The organism is Sulfurimonas sp. CVO (genome assembly GCF_009883775.1).
GTDB classification, from domain to species: Bacteria; Campylobacterota; Campylobacteria; order Campylobacterales; family Sulfurimonadaceae; genus Sulfurimonas; species Sulfurimonas xiamenensis.
Map to the genome: position 1 here is coordinate 1,247,708 of NZ_CP033720.1, position 20,029 is coordinate 1,267,736.

At 34.7% G+C, this 20,029-nt stretch carries 19 protein-coding genes; 8 read left to right on the forward strand and 11 right to left on the reverse strand.

Features of this window, described 5'->3' with window-relative positions; all coding sequences use genetic code 11:
- Positions 1 to 4: 4 nt before the first annotated feature.
- The 3 genes from CVO_RS06300 to CVO_RS06310 are packed head-to-tail and all read right to left on the reverse strand — an operon-like array spanning position 5 to position 2,350.
- Positions 5 to 1,294, reverse strand: coding sequence for a tetratricopeptide repeat protein (locus tag CVO_RS06300; RefSeq protein ID WP_159570963.1), 1,290 nt, complete (start codon positions 1,292 to 1,294; stop codon positions 5 to 7).
- The gene (locus tag CVO_RS06305) at positions 1,287 to 1,667 is read right to left on the reverse strand and encodes a YkgJ family cysteine cluster protein (protein ID WP_152299051.1); all 381 of its coding nucleotides are present in this window, start codon (positions 1,665 to 1,667) and stop codon (positions 1,287 to 1,289) included. Before CVO_RS06305 ends, CVO_RS06300 begins: the two co-directional genes overlap by 8 nt.
- Entirely contained in the window at positions 1,655 to 2,350 is a 696-nt protein-coding gene (locus CVO_RS06310) for a tRNA1(Val) (adenine(37)-N6)-methyltransferase (RefSeq protein ID WP_152299050.1), read from the reverse strand. Before CVO_RS06310 ends, CVO_RS06305 begins: the two co-directional genes overlap by 13 nt.
- 61 nt (positions 2,351 to 2,411) lie before the next feature.
- Between CVO_RS06310 and kdsB the strand changes: the two genes are divergently transcribed.
- Positions 2,412 to 3,128, forward strand: a complete 717-nt coding sequence (kdsB, locus tag CVO_RS06315; RefSeq protein ID WP_159570966.1) for a 3-deoxy-manno-octulosonate cytidylyltransferase — start codon at positions 2,412 to 2,414, stop codon at positions 3,126 to 3,128.
- Here the strand turns inward: kdsB and CVO_RS06320 are convergent, their stop codons facing one another.
- Positions 3,129 to 4,811: an oleate hydratase gene (locus tag CVO_RS06320; protein ID WP_349636694.1), complete on the reverse strand. Its 1,683-nt coding sequence runs from the start codon at positions 4,809 to 4,811 to the stop codon at positions 3,129 to 3,131.
- 98 nt (positions 4,812 to 4,909) lie between these two features.
- Positions 4,910 to 5,185 (reverse strand): 30S ribosomal protein S15, encoded by a 276-nt coding sequence (rpsO, locus tag CVO_RS06325; protein ID WP_152299047.1) that lies wholly within the window; start codon positions 5,183 to 5,185, stop codon positions 4,910 to 4,912.
- Positions 5,186 to 5,323: 138 nt separating this feature from the next.
- On the opposite strand from rpsO, the gene CVO_RS06330 reads away from it, so the two are divergent.
- Positions 5,324 to 5,725, forward strand: coding sequence for an RrF2 family transcriptional regulator (locus CVO_RS06330; protein WP_152299046.1), 402 nt, complete (start codon positions 5,324 to 5,326; stop codon positions 5,723 to 5,725).
- A 108-nt stretch (positions 5,726 to 5,833) separates the two neighbouring features.
- Positions 5,834 to 6,907 carry a DHH family phosphoesterase gene (locus tag CVO_RS06335; RefSeq protein ID WP_152299045.1) on the forward strand — a complete coding sequence of 358 codons (1,074 nt, stop codon included), beginning with the start codon at positions 5,834 to 5,836 and terminating at the stop codon, positions 6,905 to 6,907.
- A gap of 9 nt (positions 6,908 to 6,916) precedes the next feature.
- On the opposite strand, the gene CVO_RS06340 is transcribed toward CVO_RS06335, so the two are convergent.
- The 6 genes from CVO_RS06340 to pyrH form a co-directional block, all read right to left on the reverse strand.
- Positions 6,917 to 8,275: an N-acetylmuramoyl-L-alanine amidase gene (locus tag CVO_RS06340; protein WP_152299044.1), complete on the reverse strand. Its 1,359-nt coding sequence runs from the start codon at positions 8,273 to 8,275 to the stop codon at positions 6,917 to 6,919.
- 7 nt (positions 8,276 to 8,282) lie between these two features.
- Positions 8,283 to 9,374, reverse strand: coding sequence for a nitronate monooxygenase (locus CVO_RS06345; RefSeq protein WP_159570968.1), 1,092 nt, complete (start codon positions 9,372 to 9,374; stop codon positions 8,283 to 8,285).
- Positions 9,374 to 10,573: a tyrosine--tRNA ligase gene (tyrS, locus tag CVO_RS06350; protein WP_152299042.1), complete on the reverse strand. Its 1,200-nt coding sequence runs from the start codon at positions 10,571 to 10,573 to the stop codon at positions 9,374 to 9,376. Before tyrS ends, CVO_RS06345 begins: the two co-directional genes overlap by 1 nt.
- A 23-nt stretch (positions 10,574 to 10,596) precedes the next feature.
- Positions 10,597 to 12,735 (reverse strand): RelA/SpoT family protein, encoded by a 2,139-nt coding sequence (locus CVO_RS06355; RefSeq protein ID WP_188093746.1) that lies wholly within the window; start codon positions 12,733 to 12,735, stop codon positions 10,597 to 10,599.
- A gap of 19 nt (positions 12,736 to 12,754) precedes the next feature.
- On the reverse strand, positions 12,755 to 12,973 hold the full coding sequence (locus tag CVO_RS06360; protein ID WP_152299040.1) for a DNA-directed RNA polymerase subunit omega: 219 nt from the start codon (positions 12,971 to 12,973) through the stop codon (positions 12,755 to 12,757).
- Between the two features lie 388 nt (positions 12,974 to 13,361).
- On the reverse strand, positions 13,362 to 14,075 hold the full coding sequence (gene pyrH, locus CVO_RS06365) for a UMP kinase (RefSeq protein ID WP_152299039.1): 714 nt from the start codon (positions 14,073 to 14,075) through the stop codon (positions 13,362 to 13,364).
- 203 nt (positions 14,076 to 14,278) lie between these two features.
- Between pyrH and CVO_RS06370 the strand changes: the two genes are divergently transcribed.
- The 5 genes from CVO_RS06370 (at position 14,279) to modD (ending at position 19,986) form a co-directional block, all read left to right on the forward strand.
- Positions 14,279 to 16,498 carry a TIGR03545 family protein gene (locus CVO_RS06370; protein WP_159570971.1) on the forward strand — a complete coding sequence of 740 codons (2,220 nt, stop codon included), beginning with the start codon at positions 14,279 to 14,281 and terminating at the stop codon, positions 16,496 to 16,498.
- Positions 16,499 to 16,673: 175 nt separating this feature from the next.
- Positions 16,674 to 16,877, forward strand: a complete 204-nt coding sequence (locus CVO_RS06375; protein WP_152299037.1) for a hypothetical protein — start codon at positions 16,674 to 16,676, stop codon at positions 16,875 to 16,877.
- A 59-nt stretch (positions 16,878 to 16,936) separates the two neighbouring features.
- A complete protein-coding gene (locus tag CVO_RS06380) occupies positions 16,937 to 18,391 on the forward strand; it encodes a hypothetical protein (protein WP_159570973.1) in 1,455 nt (484 codons plus the stop codon).
- Between the two features lie 9 nt (positions 18,392 to 18,400).
- Positions 18,401 to 19,144 (forward strand): molybdate ABC transporter substrate-binding protein, encoded by a 744-nt coding sequence (gene modA, locus CVO_RS06385; RefSeq protein WP_159570976.1) that lies wholly within the window; start codon positions 18,401 to 18,403, stop codon positions 19,142 to 19,144.
- A complete protein-coding gene (gene modD, locus CVO_RS06390) occupies positions 19,141 to 19,986 on the forward strand; it encodes a ModD protein (RefSeq protein WP_159570978.1) in 846 nt (281 codons plus the stop codon). The genes modA and modD overlap by 4 nt, the downstream gene beginning before the upstream one ends.
- Positions 19,987 to 20,029: the final 43 nt, after the last annotated feature.

The window sequence follows — 20,029 nt, forward strand, 5'->3', positions numbered from 1 at the left end:
TTCTTTATTTGCCCTTTTGTTTTTTTATACACTCGTTTATTGCTTTAATATGTTCAGCAATTTCCTCATTGCTGCTTTCTCCCATATTTTCTATTTCTTTCATAATTTTTGCTGCTTTTTCACACTCATTAAGTTTAAAATAACCCCATGCGAGCGAATCAAGATAATATGCGGCTTTAGGCTCAATCTTAAGTGCCTCTTTTACATACTCTATCCCTTTTATAACATCTATATCATGATCAATCAAAAGATACCCGAGATAATTTAAGAACATACCGTCTTTTTTTGCCTTAACAACTTTTTCTAGCTTTGCAATCACACTTTTGTGCATAGCTTTATCATTCTTATTCCTGCTGCTCTCATATTCAAAGATAGCATTTTGTCCAAGAAATATCAAATCACCGCTGTCTTCATAAAGTTGTTTTGTTACAAGCACAGCTTTTTTATAATTTTTTGTCTGAATATACAGTTGCAATAATAGCTCATTGTCTATTTGGCTCTCTTGTAAGAACTCAATCATTTTTGGATAATCTTTTTTATATCCATATATTTGAACTATTTTTTGAGCAATATTTTTATTTGAATCTATTTTATAGAGTCTTAAATATGTAGATAAAAGCCCCTCTATATTATTATCATTACTATAAAATCCGATAAGTCTGCTACATATCGCTTTTGAGCATCCATGTATCCTTGAGTGTGTTTCTAACTGTGCTATAGCGTCTTTTTTTCTTTCAAGATTTACATATAAAATAATAGACATCTTTTCTAAAATATTTTCATTATAATCTTTAACATATGCGCTCTCTAAATACTTCATTGCTGTATTGTACTTTTTAAGTTTTATAAATATTTCACTTGTTAAAAGATAATCATCGACATCATTAGAAAGTTCTACTAATTTAACTGCGAGTTCTTTTGCTTCAAGAAGTTTTTCCTCTTTTATCAGTGCAATTATTTTAAGCCTAGTAAGCTCAAAATCATCTATTTTGTCCTTAGAAATTTCATCAACTCTTTGAATAACTCTCTCATTTTCATTAGCCGCTAAATCATTTTTTAAAGAACGGTAAAGATACTCTTTTTTAGTTGTTTCTTCATAAAGAGTATAAAAAAGATTTGATGCACCGTTGTGATTTTGTGCCTCTTCTAAATATAAAGCATGGAGTATATATATATCTTCATTTTCAAAAACTTTTTTATATCCCTTAACTTCAACCGCCGGTTTTGCACCAAAACAGCCGCTAAAAAACACTATAAATCCTGCAATGACAAATAATTTTATTAAATTAAACATCAATAACTCCGGGGCACTCAAGTTTTAATTCATCAACCCTGTTTTTATAATAATCCCAAAAAGGAAATGTCATGCATTGCATTGGACGCACTTCATAAATCATACATCCATTTGCTTCTCTATTATAAAAGGCGCACTCATAACTCTCGCCACATTTTCTCTCTTTTATAGAGTATCTATATCCATGTTTAAAAAGAAATTTTTGCATAAAATCTGCAATTTCTAAATTTAAGAAATTAGAAATTTTTTTTATCTCATCTGTGCTTACATGTATATATCCACTCTCACCTGTACAACATCTTGCCTGACATATACTGCATGCAGAAGCATCAAAACAGTAGTCATATCCATCTTTTTTTATTATATTTGACATTTTATACTTTGTGTCCGTGCTCTTTTATATATATTTTGAGCCTCTTTAGAAAACTCATCTTTCTCAAAACTGATAAACGGCGGCCAAATTTTCATAAACGCTTTTGAACCGTTTCTTGCATGTATCATTACCAATGATGCCGGCCTCTCTTTTTTTGGATGAATAAAGCGTGCATCTACAACTCTCATATTGACTCTTTCTAACTCTGAACAAATAAGTCCAAACTGAGATGCATCATAACAAAAAATAAAATGAGATCTCGGTTTTAATACTCTTGAAACTTTTTTAAAAAACTTATTTAACGGTAAATTGACATTATAACGCGCATGAAACAACATCTCATTTTCACTCTTAGTCACACCTTCGTGATAGAAAGGGGGATTTGATATAATGTAGTCATACTTCTGCTCTTCGTCAAGTTCCAAAAAATCCTTTTTATGAATTGTATAGTCTATTTTATTTACTCTTGCATTAATCGTTGCATACTCTACAAATTTATCCTGTTTTTCAACTGCTTCTAATTTTACTTTTATATTGTCTCTTGCGACCAATAAACCGACTACACCACAACCTGCTCCGACATCCAAAACTCTTCCTTTTGGATGAAAATAGTTGATAAAATCATATAAAAAAATAGAATCGCTATTATAACAATAGCCAGAATCTGGCTGATAAAGAAGCATCAAAAACCTTTTATAGTATAATCTTAAAATTATATCTAAAGCTATTAAATAAAGGGATTAAATGATAATTATTCCGGCAAGACTTGCTTCAAGCAGATTTCCACAAAAAGTATTGGCAGAGATCGGTGGTCTGCCGATGGTTGTTAGAACAGCAAAAAGAGTTGCTCATTTGGACAGAGTAGTCGTAGCTGCTGATGATGAACTGATAATTTCTACATGTAAAAAATATGGCATAAAAGCTATGCTGACTTCAACTACCCACAAAAGCGGAACAGACCGTATAAACGAGTGTGCAAATATTCTAAATCTTGATGAAAATGAGCTTATAATAAATGTTCAGGCTGATGAGCCTTTTATCGAACCTGAAGTCGTTCAAAAAGTTATACAAAGATTAGAAAGATTGCAGCAAAACAAGGAAGAGTTTATCATGGCAAGCTGTTATAACTCTATAAACAGTGAATCAGCACAAGATCCAAACCTTGTAAAAGTAGTGCTTGACGATAACGATAATGCAATCTATTTCTCACGAAGCCCTATTCCGTATAACAGAAGCGGGGAAGCGCAATATTTTGGGCATATCGGAATTTACGGATTTAGCAAAAAAAGCCTGCATGATTTTTGTGATCTTGATGATGCACCGATAGAGGATATAGAAAAACTAGAGCAGCTGCGTGCGATATATCATCAAAAAAAGATTAGCATGGTCAAAGTTGCAAGTACCGGTTTTGGGATAGACACCGAGGAAGATTTAAAAAGAGCGATAGAGATTTTTCTCTAATCATCTGTGAATCGCTCTTATCGCTCTCATTAGCACTGCGGGATTATGAATCGAGTCGTACACCGGAAATATCTTTTTTTTAGTTTCAAAAAGTCCGTAAACCGCCATTTGTGCAGAACGAACCGAATACTCTACCGTAAAAACACAATCATTTGGAACTTCGGCAAATTGACCAATAAATGCAAAATTTACTGCTTTTTTTGGCAATACATCCGGACGATCATTAACTGCGCACGGCATAAAAAGGCTGTTAATAAATGGCATTGCAACAGGAATGCAGTTTACTCTCCCAGAAGCAATAACGGGCTTCATCAACTTCTGGATTTTAAGATGATACCACAGCTCCTCAAGTATCTCTTCGCCGCTGCACTCAGACATCTTCTTCTTGACAAAATTTCCCTCCCTGTCCGGATACAGACCATATCCCCAAAATACTTTTACATCTTTTGGCTGGTTTACAAAATGGGGCTGGCGTGCAATTACAATCGACATAAGCCAGTTTGAATCCGTCATTGTCACCAAGCCACCGGTTCCATCCGTATTGCCTGAAAAGTTCTCCATATAATCGTGAAAAGTATCATCTTTGAGCGTCGCCGTAAATGAGTACCACTTTTGCAGATCAATATTGTCGCTAAATACCCCTGGATTACCGAATGAGTTGTCTTTTTTGGCTATTTTCTCCCAAAGCATCCATGCGCCTGAAACAGATTTATCCTTCAAAACAGGGGCTTTTTCCAATGAACCGTTGTCGCTGGCCTCAACAATAGAACCATTTGTTATAAAGACATAATCATATTCATTAAGGCTGATCTTCTCTTGTTTTTCATTTTGAACGACTACATGCAAAACAGTGGCTTTTTTGTAATCATCAGTAATCTCAAAATCAATATCTGTTACTTGCGTCTGCATCTCAAAATGCACCCCTTTTTCTTCTAGGTATCGTTGAAGAGGAATGATTACGGAGTGATACTGATTATACTTTGTACGCATTATTCCGCCAAGCTGAGGCATACCATCCAAAAGATGAATAAAGCGCTTCATATAGCGCCTCATAATCGCTACGCTACTCCATTTTTGAAATGCAAACATAGATGTCCAGAGATACCAGTAGTTCGTTTCAAAAAATTTCTCTTCAAACCACTCCTCTATGCGGATATTTTCTAGTGATCCTTCAGAAGCAAAGATAAGCTTCAACAGATCTGCCTGATCCTTTAAAGAGAGTCCAAAAGATGAGACATCCATACTTTTGCCCTCTTTAATTAAACGAGCCTGCGCATGTGAGACAAATCTGGAATTGAATTCAAAAGACTCCTCTTTAACGGATATATCTGGATTATCGTAGGAAGGGATGTTGGACAATAGATCCCAGTAGCAGACAAAGTGCTCTTCATGCATCCTGCCGCCGCGGATTATAAAGCCGTTTTGGGGATTGCCACCGCCGTCAAGTGCGCCGCCGAGAACTCTGCTTTGCTCCAATATATGAATGTTTTTGCCGGGAACTCCGGCATCTTTTATAAGGTAAAATGCGCTTGCCAGAGAAGCGATACCACCGCCGACTAAATATATTTTTGAGTGTTTTGGATTACTGTTTTTTTCTCTTTTCATAATCTTTTCTCTCTTTTTATATTTTGCGATTATTTTATTATAGTAAACTATTATAACCCAAATTACCGGTAAAAAAATCTATAAATTATTAAATCTAACAAGTGAAAGTATGTGAAGAGGTGTAATGTAAAGTATGTGAAGATTAAACGAAGCAAAAAAAGCTTCGTTTAATTTATTTAGATATTGTCGCGAATACCTAAATCTGTTACAAGTTTAAGATAAGCATCTTTATCTTTTCTTTTAAAGTATTTCATAAGACGACGACGCTGTCCTACTAATTTTAAAAGACCAAGTCTTGATGCGTGATCTTTTTTGAACACTTTTAAGTGCTCAGTCAGTTCACTGATTCTCTCTGTTAATAGTGCGATTTGAACTTCACTTGAACCTGTGTCATTCTCTTTGCGTCCATATTTTGCAACAATTTCTTGCTTTTTCGCCGAATCTAAAGCCATAATAGCCTCCAAATGGTATATTTATCTAACAGTTATACATATCAGTATATAAAGTTGAAGTGAAATAATATCTAATTTATTCTTTTATTTCAACTTCTTTTGATATAATTTAAAAAAATCTAAAATTAAAGTAATAAAATGTTAATAACTCGTGCTAGTGAATATGCAATACTTTCTCTTATAGTTTTATCAAAAGCTTCTTCTCCGATGGATAGTGAAACACTTTCAAATCAACTCTCAATTCCAAAAAGTTTTTTAGCAAAAATTTTACAATCATTAGCAAAACATGGTATTTTAAAATCATATAAAGGTGTAAACGGCGGTTTTGCTCTTATCCAAAAACCTGAAGAGATAACTATGCTTAATATTATGTCATCGGTCGAAGGAAGAGAACCTACTGTTTTTGATTGTTCCCCGTCTATTGAAAGCTGTCCGTTAAATAAAGCATCATTATGCTCTTTATGGCCTTTTTTAAATAAGCTCCAAGGTGAAATAGACACTTTTTTAGCAGATTTGACTTTAGCAGATATATTAGAATAAAACTTGACAAAAAAACTTATTACAAAATAGTGTTTTTTGCTAAACAATACTGCCAAATATAGATAAAAATTCTAGTTTTTTAAATAATGTATTATACAAAGGAAAAAAATGAATAATATTCATCATCTATCACACACAGATTTAGATGGGTATAGCTGCCAATTGGTAATGAAGTATACAGGCTATACACTATTTAACTATAATGCAAATTATGGCGCAGAAGTAAAACAAACACTAGAGCTAATTTTACAAAATATAAAAAGTGAAAATAAAAATTCTACTATCTTAATAACAGACTTAAACTTAACCGCTGATGAGTCTAAGTGGCTAAACAATGAGGTTGCAAAATTAAATGAAAATAAAAAAGATACTACACTTTTGCTTCTTGACCATCATGGAACAGGAGAAGAGAGTGCTAATAAATATCCATGGTATTTTTTAGATACCTCCAGATGTGCTACAAAAATTACCTATGATTATGCGAAAGAACATTTTGAGTTTGATGAACCGATATGGATGAAAAAATTTGTAGATATAGTTAACGCTGTTGATTTATGGAAAACAGATGAGTATGAAAATTTTGAGTATGGCAAAGTTTGTATGCGCCTTATATCTGAAGCGCGCGAATTAAACAAAGTCATGTTTGCTGAAGTAGATAACAATTATAAACTCTCATTGCTGCTTGAAGCAACAAAATATATAGATAACAAAAAAGCTCCAATTATTTTAGATGAGAAAATCCATTTCTTAAAAAAGAATTTTTTTAAGAAAGATAAAGATGATACACTCGATAATCTTGCAACAAAATATGTAGTTGATCTATTAGGTCAAGCTAAAGATGAGAAAACTATTTATTATAAAGGATACAGAGGTTTTTTAAGTTATGGAGTAGGCAATACTTCAATCGTAGGAAATGCTTTTTTACTGGCACATCCAGAGTACGATTTTATAGTTGATATAAGCTATCGCGGTACCATGAGCTTAAGAGCAAATAACGGTGTAAATGTAGCACTTATTTCAAAAGAGTGGGCAAATGGTGGTGGGCATCCAAATGCAGCAGGCGGTCGAATAATAGGATTTAAAGAACAATACAGATATGACAAAGTAAAAAAACAAGTAGAAAAAATAATTAATGAAAAAGAGTCTGTTGCAGGTGAACTTTCATATAAAAAAGAGTCTTAAAAATTTTGCCTAATTATTGGCAAAATATCTCTCAACTCCATCTGCTAAACCTCTAGCCATTGTTTTTCTATAATTATCATTTACAAGCCTCTTTGCTTCCATTGGATGTGATATAAAGCCAACTTCAACTAAAACTGATGGCATTTGAGCTCCAACTAAAACCCAAAAAGGACCTTCACGCACTCCTCCGTCTTTTACATTTTTATATTTTTTATTGAGTGCCCCTAACATTCCTCTTTGTAAATCTATTGCAAGTTTGTTTGACGCTACTATATTATGATGATTTAAAAGATTCAGATAACTGTTTTTTCCATACATATTCATATCACTCATATCTGCAGAGTTTTCTTTTGCAGCTACTTTTTTAGCTCTTTCTGAGCGGGTAGGAGATAAAAAATAGCACTCTATACCATGAACATCTTTTGCATTTTTTCCATCAACAGCATTTGCATGTATGCTTATAAAAATATCTGCATTTTTCTCATTTGCAAATTTTGTTCTTCTACTTAATTTTACAAATTTATCACTGTCGCGTGTCATATGCACCTTATAGCCGCGAGATTTTAAAATCTTTTGTAACTCTTTTGCGATTTTAAAAACAACAATTTTTTCTCTATATTTTTTATAACCTACTGCACCTGGATCTTTGCCTCCATGACCTGCATCTATTACAATCACTTTGTCTCTGTCTATTTTGATAGGAGCTGTTTTTAAAATAAAACTTATTTGAAGCGTTTTTGCGTCTATACTCTGCTTTATATCTAATTTTGAACTATTTTCAATAACCAATCTTAAAGTTTTTGGATCAAACTGAGCTAGTCTAATTCTATCAATGCCGTTTTTTGTAATACTCTGTGAACTTGTAAGCATTGAAGTTTTTATATCAAAAACATATCTGTATTTGTTTTTACTTTTATCATGCAGTGTAAAATCTTTAATCTGTTTGTTGCTAAGAGGTTTGTTAAATGTTAAAAGAAGTATATCCTCTTTCCAGTCGATAGATTTTAATTTATGCAATGGCTCAATATGTACATCTTCAATATGCTTGGTTTTTTTCATAGCCTTTGGTTTAGGCTTGTTATAGCTGTTTTTTAATTGAAGAGTTTTTAATTCATTTGAATATTTAGATACATCTATATGCAATCTATTTCCGCTTTGTACAATGCCTTCTAATGATTTGATTTTTAAATCTAAATTATTGGCAACAGCTGATTGGAGATATAAATTTTTATAGTCATTATATGCACGAAAGGTATCACTTTGGGTATTACTCTGCATATATTTATGAGCTCTATTTAAAATTTCACTATTTTTTGATGCTTCTAACGAAATAAATAGAAATAAAAATAAAAATAAATACTTGATCATTACCCTACTATTCGCCGTTGATTAATTTATCCATCAGCTCTTTTACAGAAATTATACTCTCTAATCTATATCCGTTAGTCCCAGAGAAGAAAAGCCCTGTTTCAAGATTGCCTTGATATGCATCACTTAATCTGTCCGCTATACAATAACCAACTTCCTTAGCTTCTTCCCCACGATTACAAGGTGCAACACAGTTAGAAATACATTTAATCACAGGCCCTTCTCTTTTTTCCACAAGTTTTGTTAAATTTGTTCTAACTCCTTGAGCAGGATATCCAACAGGCGATGAGAAGAGTTGAATATCCTCTTTTTTAGCATCTAGTAAAACTTTTTTAAAATTTTCATGTGCATCACACTCAAAAGTACCTATAAAACGAGTTCCCATTTGAACACCTCTAGCGCCCAAAGAGAGAATCTCTTCTATATCACTCTTATCCCAAATACCACCTGCAGCAATCACAGGAATATCACCCCATAAAGCCGCCTCTTCTACAACCGGTTTTACCAAGTTTTCAAGTTGATTCTCTTGCATTTTACACTGCTCATATGTAAAGCCTTGATGTCCGCCGCTTTTTGGCCCTTCAAGTACTACAGCATCGGGAATTCTGTTGTATCTTTTTTGCCATCTTTTACAGATAATTTTTAAAGCTTTTGCAGATGAAACAATAGGAACAAGTGCAACATCAGGGTAGCCTTCTGTAAATTCCGGCATATTCGTAGGCAAACCCGCTCCCGTAATAATAATATCAATACCACTCTCACAAGCATCTCGTACCACTCGTCCATAATCATTTATAGCATATAGCACATTTGCTGCAAGAGGTTTATCGCCGCATATTTCTCTGGCATTTTTTATTATTGCGTCAAAACCCTCTTTCGAATAAAAACTAAAAGTATCAAGTGGTCTGCCTGATATTAATTTTGAAGCATATTCTTTATTTTTATAATAACCGGTTCCAACTGAACTAATAACACCAAGCCCACCCTCTTTTGATACGGTTCCGGCAAGCTGATCCCAACTTATACCTACGCCCATTCCACCTTGAACTATAGGCTTTTCGATAGTATGCTTACCAATTTTAAATGATTTAAAACTCATTAATTCACCTTTAACTTTGCAAATTTTCTTTTTCCAACTTGAAGTATATACTCCCCGCTTCCTAATTGTAACTGCTCATCATTGATTTTTTCTTGATTTATTTTAACAGCCCCTTGCTTAATATCTCTTCTTGCTTGAGAAGTAGAAGGTGAAAGTTTGCAATCAACTAATGCTTTGGCTATCCATATCTCTTCATCACTGGTATACTCATCAATCTCAGATGGAATTTGGTTATTTGAGTGTACTTTATCAAACTCATCTTTTGCCGCTTTAGCTAAATCTACAGAATGAAACCTTGCTGTAATTTCCAAAGCCAAGTTTTCTTTAACCGTTTTTGGGTGAAGAGAGCCGTTTTCTACACCCTCTTTAAGTTTTTGAATTTCATCAAGAGTTTTTGTGCTCAAAAGTTCGTAATATCTCCACATAAGCTCATCGGATATGCTTAACACTTTTCCAAACATATCATTTGGTTCATCAGTAACACCTATATAATTATTTAAAGATTTACTCATCTTCTGCACACCGTCAAGACCCTCTAAAATAGGCATCATAAGAACAGACTGCTCTTTTCCTATCTCATATGCGCGCTGAAGATGTCGACCCATCAATAGATTAAACTTTTGATCAGTCCCGCCTATCTCTATATCACTTTCAAGATGCACACTGTCATATCCCTGTAATAAAGGATAAATAAACTCACTTATTGAGATAGATGTGCCGCTTTTATATCTTTTGTCAAAATCATCGCGTTCAAGCATTCTTGCGACATTAAAAGTTGTTGTCAATGTTAACATGCCCGATGCTCCAAGCAAATTTATCCACTCTGAGTTAAAAACTACTTCTGTCTTGCTAGAGTCTAAAATTTTAAAAACTTGCTCTTTGTAACTTTTTGCATTTTCCAAAACTTCTGTTTTGCTTAATGTTTTTCTTGTAATATTTTTACCTGAAGGATCACCTATCTGAGCAGTAAAATCACCTATTAAAAACTGAATTTTTGCACCATATTTTTGAAATATTGCAAGTTTTTGTAAAAGCACCGTATGCCCAAGATGCAAATCAGGTGCAGTCGGGTCAAAACCTGCCTTTACAGTATATGTTTTGCCTTCATCAAAATATGCCTGCAACAATTTTTCAATATTTTGACTGTCTATAATTTCAGCCGTTCCTCTTTTTATCTCTCTTAGAGCCTCTTGTAACATAATATATATTCCCTATTTAAATTCTATTTATATGCATCATCAGTTCGAATAAGATGTATGACTTTTATTTTTTGCTCGATTTTACCACGAAGCAAGTTAATATCAGCTTCTTTCGTTTCAAAACCTATTTCACAGTATTTAGTAGTTTCACCTTTGTTTTTGCCTAATTCTATCTGATTTATATCTATTTTTAATTTTGCTAAAAAATTTAAAAATTCTGCTAAAGTACCAACCCCACTATGAAGTGATACAATCATATTGTAGTTATAAGCTTTTTGTTGCTCCCATCTAACAAATACCATTGGTTCCTTGTTTTCGAGCTTTTTTGAAGCGCTGCTGCACATTTTATGGTGTACATGCACTTTGCCTTTTTCTAAAAAAGCCATTATTTCATCCCCGTTTTTAGGATGACAACAGTAATCAAATACTACATCGCTTACATGAGAAGTACTATATATTTCCAAATCTCTAAAAGAGTAGGATTTTAACTTAAATCTATGTCTTGATAAAAATCTCTTAAACCGATTATTTTGATTTATTTCAGTAATATATTTATGAATAACTTCACGAAAATGCTCTATATCGGTAGCAATAGTGGCTCTTTTTTCACAATTATTTTTATCAAACCACTCCTCTACTCTTGAACTGTTTAAATTCATTGCTGTTGCAACAATATTAATACTTGATTTTATATTTATATCTTTAATTCTTGCATTACATTTATATCGCATATTTGTCTTGGCTTTTGATGTTTTAACAGCATCTATCCAGCTACATCTTGTAATACTGTTTTCATCAACTTCTATTTTTACAATATCACCGTTGTGAAGCTCATTTATAAGAGATGTTTTAACTTTGTTTACTAAAGCTGATTTAGCATGATTACCCACATGCGTATGCACAGCATAAGCAAAATCAAGAACAACAGCACCGCGAGGAAGAGTAAAAACTTCTCCAACTGGAGAAAATACGGATATATCTTCACTATAAAGATCATTTTTTATAAGATCATAAAAATCTTCAACGGATTCATTTTGATAGCCCAGATTATGCAGCCAGTCAAGTTTGATACTGTTATTCCCTCCGCTTTTATATTTCCAGTGAGCAGCAACACCAAGTTCTGCTGTTTTATGCATATCATATGTTCTGATTTGAACTTCAAAAATAGCAGTATTGTGAAAAACTGTTGTATGAATAGTTCTATATCCATTATCTTTAGGCACTGCTATATAATCTTTAAACCTTGAAGAAAGTGGTTGAAAATGCAAATGAATTAGCCCTAGAATTTTATAACATTTTACAGGATCGTCAGTCAATACTCTAACCGCTAAAAGATCTAAAACCTCTTCTATTCCCACACCTTTTCTCTGCATTTTAAGATAAATAGAGTATTTATGTTTAACGCGGGAAAGTATCTCAAAATCGTCTTCGCAAAAACCGTTTTGCACCAATATTTTATTAATTGACTGTTTAAATTCATCAAGTTTCATCTCAATAGCATGAAAATTTGCATCAAGATAATTGTCTATATGGCGCTTCTCTTCTTTAAAAAGATATGAGAAGCTTAAATCTTCTAATAAATTTTTTAAAAAAGAGATACCTAAACGGTGCGCAATTGGCGAATAAACAACAAGAGTCTCTTCTGCTATTCTTTCTTGTTTTTGAGCAGGCAGTGCATCAAGAGTTAGCATATTATGAAGTCGGTCACATAACTTTACAACCAATACTCTCACATCTTTAATACTTGCTAAAAGCATTTTTCTAAAAGAGAGGGCTGAAACAACTAATCGCTCATTAGAGTGAGAAGGAATCAACTCAGCATCCCTAATGCTGTCTATTTTTGTTAAACCTTCAACCAAATGAGAAACATCCGTTCCAAAAAGTTCTTGAATCTCATCAATATTAATATGTGTATCTTCCACAACATCATGTAGAAGTGCCGCTATTGCCATCGCTTCATCATTAGTTATTGAAGAGACAATAGCCGCTACTAAAATCGGATGGATTACATAAGGCTGACCACTTTTTCTAAATTGTGTTTTGTGTGCCGTTTTAGAATATTCTAATGCTTTTTTCAGAATATCGCTTGGAGGTATCTGCGTAAAAAGATAGTCGACTGCCGAGTCAATATCTTCTATATACTTAACCTTTTCGATATCCATTCGATTAAGCCCCAATTTGTTACTTTTTAATATCAATAAAGCCTTTAACTGTTATAAGGCCCTCAGCTAATTCCATTAAAGCCAAGTCAGCTACTTTAACATTTTTTGAAACATTTAATTTGCTTGTTGCACCATTTAAAAGCTCATCGGTTCTTTTTGCTACAGCTATTGCTAACTGATAACTATCCATTTTTGGATTATTGTCTAATATTTTTGCTGTTAACTCTTCTACTTTCATTTTGTTTCCTTTTTATTTAATTATTCCGCGGAAGGAACAAAGTCCCTCCCGCTTCGCTAAAGCCGCTGTGGCTACTAAAGCTTGACACTTTGTGTCAAAAATTATTCCGCGGAAGGAACAAAGTCCCTCCCGCTTCGCTAAAGCCGCTGTGGCTACTAAAGCTTGACACTTTGTGTCAAAAATTATTCCGCGGAAGGAACAAAGTCCCTCCCGCTTCGCTAAAGCCGCTGTGGCTACTAAAGCTTGACACTTTGTGTCAAAAATTATTCCGCGGAAGAAACAAAGTCCCTCCCGCTTCGCTAAAGCCGCTGTGGCTACTAAAGCTTGACACTTTGTGTCAAAAATTATTCCGCGGAAGGAACAAAGTCCCTCCCGCTTATTTGATAAGCTATTTTACTATCGAGCAATTTTGCATATTGCCATTTTGCAAAATATCTAGAAGATTGCCCTTTTGAAACATATTGCAAACTAAAATAGGCAATGAATTATCCTTCGCTAATGCAATTGATGTATCATCCATTACTTTTACATGATCACTTAATGCTTGCTCATAAGATAGTTCTGACAATTTTACAGCATCGCTAAATTTATTTGGGTCTTTATCATAAACACCGTCAACTTTCGTAGCTTTTATAATAACTTCTGCACCAATTTCTACAGCTCTTAAAGTTGCAGCCGTATCTGTTGTAAAAAACGGATTTCCTGTTCCTGCTGCAAAAATCACAACACGACCTTTTTCTAAGTGACGAACAGCACGGCGATTTATATATGGCTCTGCAATCTGTTCCATCTTAATAGCCGTCTGCATGCGAACCTCTAAGCCTACATGTTCACAAGCTTCCTGCATCGCTATTCCATTTATTACAGTTGCAAGCATCCCCATATAATCACCAGAGGTTCTTTTAATAATTCCGTCTTGAGCAGCAGTTACTCCACGAATAATATTACCGCCTCCAATAACGATTCCAACTTCAATTCCGGCATTAACAAGTGATTTAATCTCCTGCGATATGTAATTTAAAATCTGCGTATCAATTCCATAACCCGCTTCGCCTGCAAGAGCTTCACCTGAAAACTTTACCAAAACCCGTTTATTAGCCATGCAATTCCTTTAAAACATTTCTGAAAATTTTTGTAGTTTTTAGAAATACTTTGTATATTTATATTCTGTGAATTATACTTAAACTTGGCTTTTGTTTTGCTTTGTTTTTTAAGCTGCTCTAAATTATTTTTATTACTAAACTAAGTGAAAACAATTAAATATGCTAAACTAACAGATAAATTATCTAAGCACAAGGCATAAGCGTGAATTTTATAATTAAGCTCTTCAAAGCATTGAACTCAGGTCAGACGCCGTGGCAGGTAACACTGGCTATTGTTTTAGGTATGGTCATGGGGCTTACCCCTCTAAGCGGGGTTCAAACGGCTCTCATCATCTTTTTGGCACTTCTAATAAATATCCATTTCGGACTTTTTCTGGTCTCCGGTGCATTTTTTGCAGGTGTAGGCTATGTTTTCGACCCGCTTTTTGAATCATTCGGATATATGCTCCTTAGCGCAGAGGGGCTCCAAGAATTATGGAGTGCCATGTACAACAGCGGCATTATGCGCCTTACATACTTTAACAACACCATAGTCCTTGGCTCGTTCGTAGTCGCTGTGATCCTTTCCCTTCCTCTTTACCTTATCTTAAACAGAGTCATAAATACCTCACGAGGCAAAATTGTTCTTTTTATGGAGAGATACCCGCTTTTGGCAAAGTTTGGCATTCTTAAAAAAAGCGATAAAAAAGACAGCACTTTTCGCATCATGGGTGTAGGCGTATTCGCCGCAGTAACTGCTTTGACTCTTGCAGTTGCCATACTTGTAATAGACCCTGTTATAAAATTTGCGCTTGAAAAAGGACTCTCAAGTGCAACTGGCAAAGATGTACTCATTAGAGATGTAGAGACAAACTTTGGCGATGCATCTTTACGCATAAGCAATCTTGAGGTACAAGACGACAACGGCAAGACAAACAGCGTAAGTATCCAAAATATCTTGGCAGACCTTGATTTTAACGCGCTTCTTTTAAGAAAGACGCATATGGAGCTTGTTCAGGTTACAGGCATCGGCTTTGACACGCCAAGCTCAAACCCGAAACCATCTTCTGCAAAAGAGCAGACAGGCACGGCTGCATCAAGCACATCTGCGTTTGCAATGCCCAAAATAAAACTGCCGACTCCAAAAGAGCTTATTGCAAACGCAGATCTGAAATCTCTAAAAGTTTATAACCAAGCTCAAAAAGAGATAGATGAGATAAAAGCAAAATGGGAGAGAGTATCAAAAGAGGAGCTTAGTTCAAATAAACTGGATGAGTATAAAAAAGATTTAGAAGCTATAAAGTCGGCTTCAAAATCAAAAGACCCCACGCAGCTTTTGAAACTAAAAGATGACATTACGGCATTTAAGAAGAAGATAGATGCGCATAAAGCAAAGCTCGCATCTATTAAAAAAGATTTTGCGGATGACAAAGCACGCATATCCAAACTTATCAGCGAGATAAAAAATGCTCCGCAGAGTGATTACAACAATCTTAAAAGTGCTTATTCACTCGATAGCAGCGGCGCTATAAATGTCGTGGGCACTATCTTTGGCGAGAAGATAAAAGAGTATATAGCAATGGCAAAAAAATACTACACACTTGCCCAGCCGTATATGAAAAGCGAAGCAAAAGTCGAGCCTCCAAAACCTCCGCGCGGAGAGGGAAGATGGATAAAGTTCAAAGAGGATGTTCCGTCTCCTGATATCTACGTGGCAAAAGTGGATCTGAGCGGAAAGTTTAAAACCCAAGATTTCACGGGAACTATAAATGACATAGCAGACGATCAGAAACTTCTTGGCAAAGCAACTACCTTTAAAGTGACAAGCGATGGAGATGTCGTAGAGAAGTTCGTGCTTCAAGGCAAAGATGACAGACTCGGTGAAGTGGCTCACGAAAGTGCAGTGTTTGGCGCAAAAAGAGTGCCTCTTGACAATCTTGCTCTCTCTTCGCTGACTCTTAAAAAGAGTGATATTGCACTTCAAGGAAATGCTGATGTATACGGCTTGTCAAAACTGGAGCTAAAGAGCAGCCTGGATTTTAAAAATGCCGCTATCTCGATTGACGGACTTGATGAGAAGTATGCAGATATCGTCAACTCTACACTCTCGGAGGTAAAGAGCTTTTACGTAAAAACAGATGCTACAGGCTCGTTAGAGTCTCCTGCACTGGATGTTAAAACGGACCTTGATAAAAAAATATCAACAGCGCTCAGCGGCGTTTTTTCAAAAGAGGCGAAAAAGTATGAAGCCCAGCTGCAGACTATATTAGAGGAGAAGATGCAGGAGCAGCTAAAAGGAGTCAACGGCTCCACTTCAGGCATTCCAGACATCAACTCTCTAATCGGTTCACAAAGCGGCGCACTTGAGAAACTACTCTCTGAATCAAGCTCTGTTGGTACAGGTTCTGCTACCGACTCAATTAAAAATCTATTACCTTTCTAAACAATTATAGATGCAAGATATGCTTCTTGCATCTTTTTATCTATGTTGATTGACAAGCGTTATATATTTTAATATACTACGGTTTGAAGCTTAATTATGGATGATAATGCAAAACAGTGTCAATGGTCGTTTATGGATAAACAAATCTGAGCACAGCTTTCTTGGTCAAGGCTGAATGAAACTTTTAATAAAAATTAAAGAAAGCGGAAAAGGCGGTAGTGGAACTTATCTTGCTTATTATGCAAAAAAGTTGATAAATACATATAAAATTTTAGAAGAGGAGCATCATGCTTTTTTAAGCAACCTCTCAAAACGCATAAGTGAGAAGAATGGGCATATACACTTTTTAAAAAGCGATGCTGATAACTGCTTTTTGTAAACCAAAAAGTATTATTTTAGGTATTTGGTAAATTATTAATTTTAAAAAAAGGAAATTTTGTGAAAAATAAAACTAGATTAAATATAGCTGCTGCAATTCTGTCTCTTGCTTCCTTCACATATGCAAATGATCCTATCTCCAAACAAACGCTAAAAAGCAACTATCAATTAGTAAATAATAATCCATCTCAATCAATTGATACTTTTGCGGATATGTTCAAAGAGGGTCTTTTTTATGGACGACTTCGATCAAACACTTTTCTTTACGATTGGGAAGAAGAGAATGAGAAGCAAAACTCTCATGTTATAAGCGGTCTTGGCGGTTCTCTTGTATATAAAAGTGCAACTTTTTACGGAGTTGATTTTACGACAGGTTTGTACTATTCAAAAGCATTCTTTGACAGCAACAGTGATCCTGTAGAATCTTTAAAATCAGGTAAAGATGTACTGAGTCGTTATGACTATACAAACGGTGGAGACAAATCAATGACGGTTTTAGGTCAAGCCTATATAAGCTATAAAAATATTCCTAACTCACAAATTAATATCGGCCGCCAGCTTGTAGAAACCTTTTATACAAAATCAAATGATACAAAAATGATTCCAAATACATTTGATGGTGTTGTGGCAGAAACAAGAATTATACCGCATACGCAAATAAAACTTGCCTATTTAACAAAACAAAAATTGAGAGATCACACAACATCACACTCTGTTTTGATGTATGATGATTCAGATCCTTGGAACGGGAATGATGACTCAGCAATGCACAAAGGACTCTCATATACAAATCTTAATGCAGCCGGAGTAAGTACAGATGCACCGCTTATTACCGGGGATATTAAAAATAGACATATTAAAAACCTCAACTTTGATGCATCATTTTATTGGGTTCCTGAACTTCTCTCAGAGATAATGGCTGAAGCAAACTACAAAATTGACATGAATGGCTTTACTCTTGCGCCTGGTTTTCGATATATAAAACAGTTTGACAATGGCGGCGGAAAAATTGGTGGTGCAAACTACGATGGAAGTCTAGCCGGTATAGAAGGGTCATACAGCGGGTATAAAGATGCTGATTCGCTTGATTCGCAAATGATAGCAGCTCGTTTGGTTGGAGTTTATGATATTTACAAACTTAATTTGGCATACTCTAAAATATTTGATGAGGCTGATCTTGTAACACCTTGGAGAGGCTTTCCAACTTCTGGATATACTCGTTCAATGGCTCGTTACAACTGGAAAGCCAATACAAAAAGCTATCGTGCCGAATTATCAATCAATGCAAATCAAAACGGAGTGTATAAAGATTTATTTATCCAATTATCTGCTCTACATACCGATGCTGATGAGCAAAAAGGTGAGTATGATGAAAATTATTATTATGCCGGATTTATTCAAAATATTCCTTGCATGACTGATCTGCAATGGCGCCTTAGATTGGGATACACTGATACAAAAAAGAGAGATGCTGATAGTTTAGATGCTCGTTTAGAGTTTAATTATCTATTTTAAAGGAGAGTAATGAAAAAATTTCTATTATTTATTTTACTTACGATTAGCGTTATTTTTGCAGATAAAATAAACATAGCTGTAGCAGCCAATGTAAGTTATGCAATTGAGGAGTTAAAAGTTGAGTTTAAAAAAATTCATCCAAACATTGATGTTGAAATAACTCTTGGCAGTAGCGGAAAACTAACTGCTCAAATACAAAACGGTGCACCATATGGACTTTTTATGGCAGCTGACATGCTTTATCCTGAAGCTCTATATAATAAAAAAATAGCTACTACAAAACCGATTGTATATGCGCAGGGAGAGCTTGCATATTTAAGCATAAAACCGATTGATTTTTCAAAAGGCATCGCAATTGTCAACGACAACTCTATCTCAAAAATAGCGATAGCAAATCCAAAAACAGCACCATACGGTGCGGCAACAATTGAAGCCATGAAAAACAGCAATGTTTATGAGAGTGCTAAATCCAAATTTGTCTTTGGCGAATCTATCTCTCAGACAGTCTCATATACAATTACTGCGGCAGATTTAGGATTTATCGCAAAATCATCCCTATACAGCCCTAAAATGGCTCATTACAAAGAAAATGTAAACTGGGCTTCTGTTGACACATCTTTATACGCTCCTATTAAACAGGGAATCGTTCTTTTAAAATATGGAGAAAACAACAGTGACTACAAAGTCTTTTATGACTTTATCTTGAGCGATAGAGCAAAAAAAATTTTTATAAAATATGGATATACAAAATGATTAATTTTTCAGACCAAGAACTTTGGAATTACATTAGAGAGGATATTTCATACTTTGATTTAACCACACATCTATTGGCTCCTGCAGAACAAAAAGTAATACTAAGTATCGTAACAAGAGAAGAGATAGTTGTAGCATGCAATGATGATGCGGCTCGGATTGCTGAACTGCTCGGATGCAAAGTTATAGCAAAAGCACAATCAGGTATAATGGTAAAAAAAGGAAGCACCCTTTTGGAAATTTACGGTGATGGGCAATCCATCCATAAAGCATGGAAAGTGTGTCAAGTATTTTTAGAACATGCTTGCGCACTTGCTACACATGCACACAAAATGTTAACAAAAGCGCAAAGCGTCAATCCCGATTGCGAAGTGTTAGTAACCAGAAAAAGTTTTCCTTTCTCTAAACAATTTTCCATACATGCTCTTATGTGCGGCGGTGTTATGCCCCATAGATTGGGAGTATCAGAGAGTGTTCTAATATTTGATCACCACCGCTCTTTATTTGAAAACCATGATGCATTTGAAGATGCCTTGAAAAAAATCAAAAAACGCTGTGTTGAGAATAAATTAGTAGTTGAATCTCAAACTCTTGACGATGCTAAAAGAATATTACAGCTGGGTGCCGATGTTATTCAACTTGACAAATGTTCAGCAGATACAGTAAGAGAACTTGTTATATACAAAAATACAAACTTTCCGAATGCAGCAATTATGGCTGCAGGCGGGATTAATATGCAAAATGTTGCCGATTATGCAAAAACAGGTGTCAATGCTCTGGTAACAAGCGCTCTGTACAACAGCTCTATGAGTAATCTTACAACTATTTGGAAAAAAATATAAAACAATTTAAATAAGGGCAATAAAGCGTTATTTATTGTTATAT